Source organism: Hymenobacter sp. UYCo722 (assembly GCF_040547115.1).
Classification (GTDB): Bacteria; Bacteroidota; Bacteroidia; order Cytophagales; family Hymenobacteraceae; genus Hymenobacter.
Map to the genome: position 1 here is coordinate 378,052 of NZ_JBEPPC010000002.1, position 11,115 is coordinate 389,166.

Here is an 11,115-nt window from a genome sequence, read left to right on the forward strand (position 1 = left end):
TACGACAATGCGCAGGCGATTTTGTCATAATACCCGCCCGGTAATTTTGCTTCACCAAACCAACACCTTGTCTATGCGCTATTCTTTCCTGGGTTTTTTGCTTTTGTGGGCCAATGTGTTAGCCTTTGGGCAGCAGGGGACGCTGGTGGGAAAAGTAACCGATAAAAAGTCCAGCGAAGCCATTATCGGCGCGACAGTGTTGGTAACGGGCAGTACCATGGCCGCACCCGTGAACGTGGACGGTACCTACAGCCTGCCCCTGGATGCGGGCACGTACAGCATCACGATGACGTACGTGGGCTACAAGCCGCTCACCTTTCCGGGCATTGTCATCAAAAGCGGCGAAACCACCACGCTGAATGGCACGATGGAGGAAAGCGCCACCAGCCTGACCGAGGTAACGGTGACCGGCGTGAAGCAGACCGGCACCGAAGTGGCCCTGATTCAGGACCTGAAAAAGAGCGAGGTGGTGGTGAGCGGCATGAGCAACGACCAGATTGTGAAAACCCTGGACCGCGATGCCGCCGAGGTAGTGAAGCGCATTCCGGGCGTGACGGTGCAGAACAACAACTTTATTGTGATTCGCGGCCTGGCCGAGCGCTACAACACGGTGCTGCTGAACGATGCCCTCACGCCGAGCGCCGAGGTGGATACCCGCTCGTTTTCGTTTGACATTTTGCCTTCGTCAGTCATCGACCGGATTCTGATTTTCAAATCGGGCGCACCCGAGCTGCCCGGCGAGTTCGGCGGCGGCGTAGTGAAAGTGTATACCAAGAGCTCGGTGCTCGAAAACACGACCAGCTTCACGGTATCGGGCTGGGGCCGCTCGGGTACCACGTTTAAGGATGGCTACCAGCAGAGCCGCCAGAGCGGGACCGACTTTCTGGGCTTTGACAACGGCCTGCGGAAAGTGCCCGGCGTGATTGGCGACCAGCCCTTCGACAGCCGCAATGCGCTCTCGCGCGACCAGCTACAGCCGGCCGCCAGCGAGTTGCGCAACGAGTGGAAGCCGCTGCTGAGTACGGCCCGGCCCGACTTGCGGGCTTCGCTGGGCCTAACCCGCAAGTTCGAAATTGGTAGTCTGTACCTCAGCAACGTGACGTCGGCCTCCTACTCCAACAGCCACGAGCAGTACGATGTGCTGCGCCAGCGCCTGGAAACCGGCAGTGGCTCTTACATCTACAACTACAACGACTTGCGGGCGGTAACGGCCAGCCGCCTGGGGGTGATTCATAACTGGCAGGCCCGCCTGAACGACCACAACCGCATCGACTTCCGCAACTTCCTGAACCAGTACGGCACCGACGAAGTGGTGCACCGGACGGGTATCGACTATGCCCAGGGTGGCAACGGCCGCGAGCGCGACAACTACGCCCTGCACTACCAGAGTCGCACCATCTACTCGGGGCAGCTGGGGGGTACCCACGACCTGGGGGCCGCCAACAGCACCACCCTCACCTGGAACACCGGCTACAACTACGTATTCCGCAACGAGCCCGACTACCGCCGCTACCGCACCGGCCGCGACGTGCCCAGCACGGGCCAGGCGGCCGACCCTTTCCAGGTAGAGGTGAGCCAGGTGGGCTCGCAGCAGGATAACTCGACCTACTTCTCGAAGCTGAATGAAAATACCTACATGGCCAGCGGGCAGCTTGAGAAGCGCCTGACCGGCCGCGACTCGACCCGCGCCAACCAGTACAAGCTGCGCGCGGGCTTCTACACCGAATACAAGGAGCGGAACTACGTGAGCCGCTACTTCTCCTACGTGCCCTCGACGAACGACAACTTCCGCCAGGACCTGCTGAAGCTGCCCATCGAGCAGATATTTCAGCCCCAGAACCTGGACCCCAAAACCGGCTTCCTGCTGAAGGAAGGCACCAGCGACGAGGACAGCTACCGCGCCGACAATACCCTGGCGGCGGGCTACCTGAGCGCCGTGGCCCCGGTTTCGGACAAATTCAACGTTTCGGGCGGTGTGCGCATGGAGTACAACCGCAAGTTTTTGCGCTCGGGTAGCTCGCGCCTGGATGCCTACGAAGAGAAGCGCTACTTCTTCCTGCCCTCGCTGAATGCGACCTACAACTTCAACGACCGCAGCCTGCTGCGCCTGGCCGGCAGCCAAACGGTGAACCGGCCCGAGTTTCGCGAAATCGCGGAGTATTCTTACTACGACTTTAGTAGCAACGCCAACATTGTGGGCAACCCCAAGCTGCGCACGGCCAAAATCTACAACGCCGACCTGCGCTACGAGTTCTACCCGTCGAAGTCGGAGCTGCTGTCGGTGGGCGTATTCTACAAGCGCTTTACCGATGCCATCGAGCAAGTAACCAACCTGACCACCGGCTCGACCCTGGAGCTGGGCTACCGCAACGCCGACCGGGCCTACGACGTGGGGGTGGAAGTGGAAGCCCGCAAAGGCCTGGTGGGCCTGACCGAAAACGCTTTCCTGCAGCACATCTCCTTCGTGCTGAACGCCTCGGCCATCAAGAGCCGCGTGACGCTGGTGGACGGGGGCGGTACCTCGGTCGACAACAACCGGTCGCTGCAGGGCCAGTCGCCCTACGTAGTGAATACCGGGGTTTTTTACCAGGATGATGACCGCCGCTGGCAGGTATCGGCCCAGTACAACGTGATTGGGCCGCGCATTCAGTTCGCCAGCAGCAACAGCCAGAACTACTCCATCTTCGAAATGCCGCGCCACGTTATCGACCTGGCCCTGACCAAAGGCTTTGGCCCGCACCTCGACCTGCGCCTGGGCATTCAGGACCTGCTGAACCAGTACACCCGCCTGTACTACGATTCGGACCGCAGCGGCAGCATCAGCAGTGCCGATACCGGGGCCTTCGGACGTTTCCGCCGGGGCCAGTATTCCACGGCCGGCCTCACCTACAAGTTTTAGACGGGCCAGGGCGGCAACACGATAAAATAACGTGGCTCTAACCCAATGGTAACCCCCGGGGGGACCACCCAAGCCGGGGCTGCCCGGACCTTTGCAGTGGTATTCACCATTCCTTCAATCCCTGACTTTTCAACCCCGTAAACTATGAAAAAGCTCGTACTCTCCTCTTTTATGGCCCTGGCGGCGGTGGCGGCTGCCGCGCCGCTGGCCCAGGCCCAAACGGCTTGCCCAACGGCTCCGGCCCCCATTGTGGTGTCGGGTAGCATCACCACGAACACTACCTGGACCAGCAACAACATCTATCTGCTGCAAGGCTTTGTGTTTGTGGAGAGCGGCGCGACGCTCACCATCCAGCCCGGCACCATTATCAAGGGTGACCAGGCTTCGAAGGGCACGCTCACCATCAAGCAGGGGGCCCGCATCGAGGCCCGCGGCACGGCGGCGCTGCCCATCGTGTTTACCTCGAACCAGCCGGCCGGCTCGCGGGCCCGTGGCGACTGGGGTGGATTGATTCTGCTGGGCCGCGCCACCCAGAACATTCCCGGCACGGCGACGCAGCCCCTGCCCAAAATTGAGGGCGGCCTGACGCCGGATGCCTTCTTCGGCGGCACCGACGACAACGACAACTCGGGTACGCTGCAGTATGTGCGCATCGAGTTTCCCGGCGTGGCTTTCACCACCGACAACGAAATCAACGGCCTGACGCTGGGCGGCGTAGGGGCCGGCACCACCATCGACCACATTCAGGTGTCGTATTCCGGCGACGACTCGTACGAGTGGTTCGGCGGCTCGGTGAATGCCAAGTACCTCATTGCCTTCCGGGGTATCGACGATGAGTGGGACACCGACAACGGCTTCCACGGCAAGGTGCAGTTTGGCGTGGCCCTGCGCGACCCCAACGTGGCCGACGCTTCCGGCTCCAACGGCTTCGAGAGCGACAACGACGCCCAGGGTACGAACAACTCGCCCCAGACCTCGGCCATCTTCTCGAACATGAGCAACTTCATTGCTCCTACTACCGGCACGCTCAACACCAACTACAAGCGCGGCATGCACCTGCGCCGCAACACGGCCCTGAGCGTGTTCAACTCGGTGGTGGCCGGCTACCCGGTGGGCCTGCTGCTCGACGAGGGCACCACGCCCTTCTCGGCCACCAACAGCGCCGTGAATGCCGCCAATGGCTCGCTGGTGCTGAAAAACAACGTGTTCGCCGGCTTCGGCGCCGGTAAAGTGGCCACCCGCGTAAACGGCAGCACCTACAACGTGAAGCAGTTTCTGGGGGCTAACAACGACACCACGTCCACGGTGGCGTCCCTGAACCTGAACGCCAATAATTTCAACCTGACGGCTCCGACCTTTGTGCCGCAGACTACTTCGCCCCTGGCCACCGGCGCAGCCTTCACCGATGCCAAGCTGGTGGGCACCTTCTTCACGCCGACCACCTACCGTGGGGCCTTCGCCCCGGCCGGTACCCCCGGTGCCGACTGGACGGCGGGCTGGACCAACTTCGACCCCCAGATTACCTGCTACAACCGCGCCGGGGCCACGCTGGCCACCAAGGAAGCCGCCGATAAGTCGCTGGAGCTAGGCGTGTACCCCAACCCCACCGCGGGCGCAGCCAAACTCTCCTTCACGGTTGCCCGTGCCACCACCGCTACGGTGCGCGTGCTCGATGCCACCGGCCGCCTGGTAGCTACGGTAGCCGTTGGCCAGAAGCTGGCCGCCGGCCCGCAAATTATTGCGCTGCCCGCTGGCCTGAAGGCTGGCCTGTACGTGGCCACGGTATCGACCGGGGAGACCACCCAATCGGTGCGCTTCGTGGTGGCGCAGTAGTAGCGGCTGCCCGCGCCGGTTAGCATGGGTCCCCCGTTGATTTTGCTAATTGCGCTCATTGCACAAGTACAGAGCCGACCCCCCGGGGCCGGCTCTTTTGCGTTGGGGCGGGCGGCGCGCCGGGCCGAAGAACATAAAATCCGGACAGGATGCCAACCCGAGACAGATGGTAATCCAGGGCTCATGCAAGCGTAATGCCGCCCGCATCGGCTGGCATCGGCAAGGGTTTAGCTTTGTGTAGGCGCTTTTTACCCTTTCCGCATGATGCTTCACTTTTACGCTTTTGTTGGTGGGCTGGTAATGCTGGCCGGCCCGACCGCCGCGCAAACGGCCTCCATTTTACCAGTTGGCCGAGCGGATGGCGACCATGCGCCGGCTCCTCCGGCCCTGGCCTCGGCCGCGCCCACGGTGTACTTTGCCGCCGATGAGATGCCCGCCTTCCCGGGCGGTACCACGGCCATGCTCACGTTTCTGGGTCGGAAAATCAACTACCCGGCGGCGGCCCTCGACCGCAGCGTATCGGGTAAGGTGCACGTAGCCTTTGTGGTCGACCCCGAGGGCCACTTGCACGACCCGCATGTGGTGCGTGGCCTCGGCTACGGCCTCGACGAGGAAGCCCTGCGGCTGGTGCGCATCATGCCCTGGTGGACGCCCGGCCGGATTCAGGGCCGGCCCGTGTGGGTGAGCGTGACGCTGCCCATCGGGTTTCGGGCGCTGTGAGGCGGGCCAGCCGGCCGCGGCTGCGATACGGGCAGCAGGCTGTTGTTGAAGGTGCCCACCACGGAGCTGCGGCGCTCCAGCACCAGCGTGTCGCGCCAAAGGCCGTGCACCTGCCCGATGCGCGCGTGCCGGCCCACTACCCGGAAGCCGCCTCCCCGGCACAGGCGCTGCATGGCTTGGTTCTCGGGGAAAATGGTGGCCTGCAGCGTCCAGATGCCGTGGGCCTCGGAGGCGGCCACCAGCCCGGCCAGCAGCGCCCGGCCCACGCCCAGGCCCTGGGCCGCGGGGGCCACGTAAAGGTGGATTTCGGCCACGCCCGCCGGGTTGCCCCCGTTGGAGGACGGTGCCAGTGCAGCCCAGCCCAGGAGGCCGCCGCCGGCGTGCTGAGCCACTAAGCGGCTATGGGGCAGGTGGGCTTTGTTCCAGCTTTGGCCCCGGGTTACCTGGGTAGCAAAGCGGGCATTGCCGGTAGCTATGCCGGCCTCGTGAATAGCGCGTACCTGGGGCCAGTGGCGGGCCTCCATCAAACGTATGGTCATACCGGCCGGGGTCGGGGGGGGGGGGCGAAAAGCCGCACGACGCTGCCGTGGGCGGAAAGGCAGTGGCCAGGGCCGGCAGCCGGCCCCAGACGACGGTAGCGCAGGGGCGAAGTTGCCGGCGGGCAACGGTTCAAATGTAAGGACCGGGCTCATGCTTCACCAGACGTTCATAAAATGTTAATGCTGATTGGGGGGCTGATGAGCCGAGGGAAAGGAGCCTGACGGCACGTAGTGGGCCTATGTTACGGAAATGTTATAAGCCGGCGCGAAATACAACAATTCGGCAACGGCCCCGGAGGACCGGCCGCCGTTAGGGGCCCAGAACTTTGCACCCGCAATCAACCCCCTCGCTTTTATGCTCGTTCCTACTCGTTTTACTCGTATTCTTCTCTTGCTGAGTCTGCTGGCGTGGTCGCCGTGGGCCCAGGCGCAGGTGACGACTTCGGCCCTGACCGGCAAGGTGACCTCCGACAAGGGGGAAGAGCTGATTGGCGTGACGGTGGTAGCCACCAACGTGCCCACCGGCACCAAGCGCGGCACCGGCACCGAGCCCGATGGCCGCTTCACGATTCCGAACCTGGCCCCCGGCGGGCCCTACGAGGTAACCGTGACCTACGTGGGCTTCAAAACCCAGACCGTGGACAACGTATTCCTGACCCTGGGCAACACCACCAAGCTGAACTTTGTGCTGGCCACCGAGGCCCAGCAGCTGAACGAAGTAGTGGTGGTGGGCAACACCCAGGCCACCAAAACCGGGGCCGGCACCACCGTGGGCCGCGAAGCGCTGCAGCAGCTGCCCACCATTTCGCGCAGCATTCAGGACTTCACGCGCCTCGACCCGCGCAACTCGGGCAACTCGTTTGCCGGCTCCAGCTTTCGCTACAACAACATTACCCTGGATGGGGCCGTGAACAACGACGCCATTGGCTTCTCGCCCTCGCTGGGTGGCCAGAGCGGCACCAGCGGCCTGCCCGGCGGCTCGGCCCGCGCCAACCCCATTTCGCTCGATGCCATTCAGGAAATCCAGGCATCGGTGGCCCCGTTTGATGTGAAGCTGGGCAACTTCACCGGCGGCTCGATTAACGCCGTGACGCGCTCCGGCACCAACGACTTCCACGGCTCGGTGTATGGCTACGGCCGCAACCAGAACGTGACCGGCCGCAGCATTGATGAGACGCGCAGCAAAATCGGGACGGCCTACCACGACTACCAGACCGGCTTCCGGGTGGGTGGTCCGATTATCAAGAACAAGCTGTTCTTCTTTACCAACGCCGAAATTGCCCGCCGCCAGGAGCCCCAATTCTATGGCGCTGGCACGGCCGGCTCGCCAGTGTCGGTGGACCTGGCCCAGCAGATTACCAACAAGCTGCAGAATTCCTACGGCTACAACGTGGGCGAGTACGGCGACTACAACATCCACGCGAACTCGAACAAGGTATTTGCCCGCCTCGACTGGAACGTGAACGACAAGACCAGCATCGCGCTACGCCACAATTTTATCAACTCGACGGCCACCAACCTGGAGCGCTCGGGCAGTCTGTTCAAGTTTGGCTCGCAGGACTACAACCAGAACAACATTCAGAACTCGACGGTGCTGGAGGTGAAGAGCAACTTCAGCAGCCAGTTTGCCAACAACCTGATTCTGGGCTACACCAACATCCACGACTACCGCGACCTGCTCGGCGGCCAGAGCACGCTGTTTCCGGCCGTGCAGATTAACAACGTGGGCACCGACGCCGCCAAGAACTTTGTGGGCTCGAACCAGATTCTGCTGGGCTCGGACCGTGAAGCCAGCATCTTCAACACCCGCCAGAAGACGTTCGAAATCACCGACAACTTCACCTTCTACAAGGGCGCGCACGCCCTCACGCTGGGCACGCACAACGAGCTGTACCACATCGACTACGGCTTTATCAACTCCTGGAACGGCCGCATCGAATACAACAACGTGGCCGACTTCATCGCCGACAAGCCCAACCGGATTCGCGGCACTTACAACAACGGCACCCGGGGCGACAACTCCTACGCCTACAACTACAACAACCCGTCGGCGGCGTTCAACATCAACTTCTTCAGCGCCTACCTGCAGGACGAGTGGAACGTGACCGACAAGCTGAAAATCACGCCTGGCATTCGCTTCGACATTTCCTCGCTGCCCAACAAGCCCGCCCTGAACACCGGCCTGGTGAATAACCCGCAGAACGACGCCAACACCCTGAACCAGACGTACTCGCACACGGCCTGGAAAGACCTCAACAACAGCTACCTGGGGCAGGTACAGATTTCGCCGCGCCTGGGCTTCAACTACGACGTGAAGGGCGATGGCTCGGTGGTGCTGCGCGGCGGTACGGGCGTGTTCACGGGCCGGGTGCCGTTTGCCTGGTTCGGCTACGCCTACTACAACAACGCGGTGAACTTCAACTCGGTGGACGTGAACAACATCCGGGGTACCAACGGCGGCGCGGGCACGGTGTACACCCTGAACGCGGACCCCAACAAGATTTACAGCCAGCTGCCCACCGCCGCCTACAACCCCAACAACCTGAAGTCCGGTACCACCGAGGTGAACCTGATTGACAACGACTTTAAGATGCCGCAGGTGTGGCGCTCGTCGCTGGCCCTCGACTACAAGCTGAAAACCGGCACCCGCTTTTCGGTGGAGGGCCTCTACACCAAGACCTTGCAGGACGTGAAGTTTGAGAACATCAACCTCACCGACAACGTGACGTACCTGGGCCAGGGCCCCACGGAAAGCCCGCGCTACTCGGCCCCCGCCGGCGGCAGCTCCAAGGTGAACAGCGGTTTCTCGAACGCTTTCTTCCTGACCAACACCCAGAAAGGCTACCGCTACCAGCTGACCGGTTCGGTGGGCCAGACGCTTAATAACCTGATTGATGCCTCGGTGGCCTATACCTACGGCCGCAGCTACGACATCAGCAACGGCATCCGGAACTCGCCCCAGAGCAACTGGGAATTGAACCCGGCCCTGAACGTGAACAACCCCGCCCTGGCCTTCTCCAACTTCGACCTGCGCCACCGCGTAGTGGCCTCCATCAACCTGCACAAAACCTTCGCCCAGCGCTTCACCGGCTACTTCACCTCGGTGCTGACCTACGCCAGCGGCTCGCCCTACACCTGGGTGTACAACAACAACTTCCTGAGCAATGGCCAGGCAAACGTGCAGCTGGCCTACATTCCCAATGGCCCGAGCGACATCACCTTCGTAACGGCCGTGCCTAAAACCACTGCCAACCCCAGCGGCTTCGTAACCGATGCCAGCGGCGCGCAGTACAACGCCTTCAGCCAGTTTGTGGGCAACGACTCGTACCTGAGCACCCGCCGCGGCCAGTATGCCGAGCGCAACGCCGGCCGCACGCCCTGGAACAACCAGGCCGACGTTCGCTTCATGGTGGAAGCCAAGCTCGGCAGCATCGAGCCCAACGCCGCTGGCGTCACGACTTCGGGCGGCCACACCCTACAGATTTCGCTCGACCTCATCAACGTGGGCAACCTGCTGAACAAGAGCTGGGGCCGTCAGTACTTCGTGCCGAACACCTTCAACTCGACGCTGGGTACCGGCCTTACGCAGGTGGCCTTCGCCGATGCGGCGGGCAACATTGCCAGCAGCTACAGCGCCGCTACGTTCAACCGTCCGGCCTTCACCTACGGCACGCCTGCTACCTACTCCATCGACCAGCTGGCCTCGCGCTGGCAGGGCCAATTGGGCCTGCGCTACTCGTTCTAACGGGTAATGATTAACGGTTAGTGGCTAATCCCGGCTAACTGCGAAAGCCAAAACAAAGCCGGCCCTGATTTTCAGGGTCGGCTTTGTTTTGGGGTAGCGCTGGCAGCGCCGGTAGCGGTGCCGTTGGCTTTAGCGCGTCAGGGCGGGAACGTAGTCGAAAGGCAGGGCTTCACCGACCTTTTCAAAAGCCCAGTAGCCGTCCACTTTTACGCTCAGCGGGTTGGTCAGGTAGCCGTTGGGCTGAATGAGGGCGGCCGGCCCCAGCAGGTGCAGCTCCGATACTTCCAGCACGGGCTCGTAAAGCTGGTTCCGGCCCGGGGTAATTTCAGCTTTGTTCGCCTGCCACTGGCTTTTGGCCACGTTCAGCAGCTCGCTGCGGCGGGCTTCCAATACGAGGGCCGCGTACTGGGCATCGGGGTGCTCGCCCTGATAGGTAACGCGCAGGTCGAAATGACTCTGGAGCCTCACCTGGCCAGCTTCAGCCCCGGTCTGGCTGATTTGCGCGGCGCTTAGGGCCGGCTGATAAACGAGGGCCACGATGCCGGGGGCGGGCGTAAGAACGGCCGCCAGCGAATCGCCGGCTTGCTTTATCCGCTGTTGGATGGGCGCCGAGTTGGGTGCGCTGACCATGGTTTGCACCCGAAATCCTTCCTGCGCGAGCCGGTCTTCGCGCACACTGCGCAGGAAGTGCGGCAGCGAGCCGGCGTAGGCTTTGCGCCGGTTGGCCTCCCAGCGCTGCTGCTGCCCGGCATTGGTGCTTTTCAACGCTTCGAACATCGGTGCGGCCACAAACGTGATACGTCGGCTGGTGTAGTCGACCCGAAAATCGAAGTGGTGATAGGTGATGCGGTAGCCCAGGGCCTGGTTGATAACTGACAAATGCCGGGGAGCCACGGCCACCAGCTCCTGGCGACGCTGGTCGACCACTACCACTACCTCGGCGGGGTTTTCGATGCGGCACTGCTGCGATAGGGCGCTGGCCCCAAGGAACTCCCGCAGAAACTGCCGGTAGTCGGCCGGCCGGTTTTGGGCCGGCCGAACCACTACTTCAGCCAGCTGGGCGGCGGGCTGGAGGCCGGGCGTGAGCGTAACCGACTGCCGCAGGTCGAACAGACTCTTGTAGAGGTCGTAGCCAACGTAGGACACCATGAGCTCGTATTGCCCCGCCGGCAGGCCGGCCAGCGCGAAATGGCCGGTCGAGTCGGTGGTGGTGCCGTACGTGGTGTTGGCCAGAAACACGGTGGCGAAAGCCAGGGGCTGTTGCGTGCGTGCGTCGCGCACCTGCCCATCGAGCCGGATTTGGCTCTGGGCCGGCAGATGCAGCAGCAGGGCGGCCAGCAGCAGGACGGGGGCAAAAAAGGAACGGAGCATGAGGCCGG

General features: G+C 62.6%; 6 protein-coding genes. 4 read left to right on the forward strand and 2 right to left on the reverse strand.

The window, feature by feature from the left end:
- Positions 1-73: 73 nt before the first annotated feature.
- The 3 genes from ABIB44_RS07410 to ABIB44_RS07420 all read left to right on the forward strand — a co-directional run bounded on the left by ABIB44_RS07410 (position 74) and on the right by ABIB44_RS07420 (position 5,452).
- Positions 74-2,899 (forward strand): TonB-dependent receptor, encoded by a 2,826-nt coding sequence (locus ABIB44_RS07410; protein ID WP_354583996.1) that lies wholly within the window; start codon positions 74-76, stop codon positions 2,897-2,899.
- Between the two features lie 144 nt (positions 2,900-3,043).
- Positions 3,044-4,732, forward strand: a complete 1,689-nt coding sequence (locus tag ABIB44_RS07415) for a T9SS type A sorting domain-containing protein (RefSeq protein WP_354583997.1) — start codon at positions 3,044-3,046, stop codon at positions 4,730-4,732.
- Positions 4,733-4,993: 261 nt separating this feature from the next.
- Entirely contained in the window at positions 4,994-5,452 is a 459-nt protein-coding gene (locus ABIB44_RS07420) for an energy transducer TonB (RefSeq protein ID WP_354583998.1), read from the forward strand.
- Here ABIB44_RS07420 and ABIB44_RS07425 read toward each other — a convergent pair.
- Positions 5,395-5,991, reverse strand: a complete 597-nt coding sequence (locus ABIB44_RS07425; RefSeq protein WP_354583999.1) for a GNAT family N-acetyltransferase — start codon at positions 5,989-5,991, stop codon at positions 5,395-5,397. The genes ABIB44_RS07420 and ABIB44_RS07425 overlap by 58 nt on opposite strands.
- 355 nt (positions 5,992-6,346) lie before the next feature.
- Between ABIB44_RS07425 and ABIB44_RS07430 the strand changes: the two genes are divergently transcribed.
- Positions 6,347-9,736, forward strand: coding sequence for a TonB-dependent receptor (locus tag ABIB44_RS07430; protein WP_354584000.1), 3,390 nt, complete (start codon positions 6,347-6,349; stop codon positions 9,734-9,736).
- Between the two features lie 129 nt (positions 9,737-9,865).
- On the opposite strand, the gene ABIB44_RS07435 is transcribed toward ABIB44_RS07430, so the two are convergent.
- The gene (locus tag ABIB44_RS07435; RefSeq protein WP_354584001.1) at positions 9,866-11,107 is read right to left on the reverse strand and encodes a carboxypeptidase-like regulatory domain-containing protein; all 1,242 of its coding nucleotides are present in this window, start codon (positions 11,105-11,107) and stop codon (positions 9,866-9,868) included.
- Positions 11,108-11,115 lie beyond the last annotated feature (8 nt).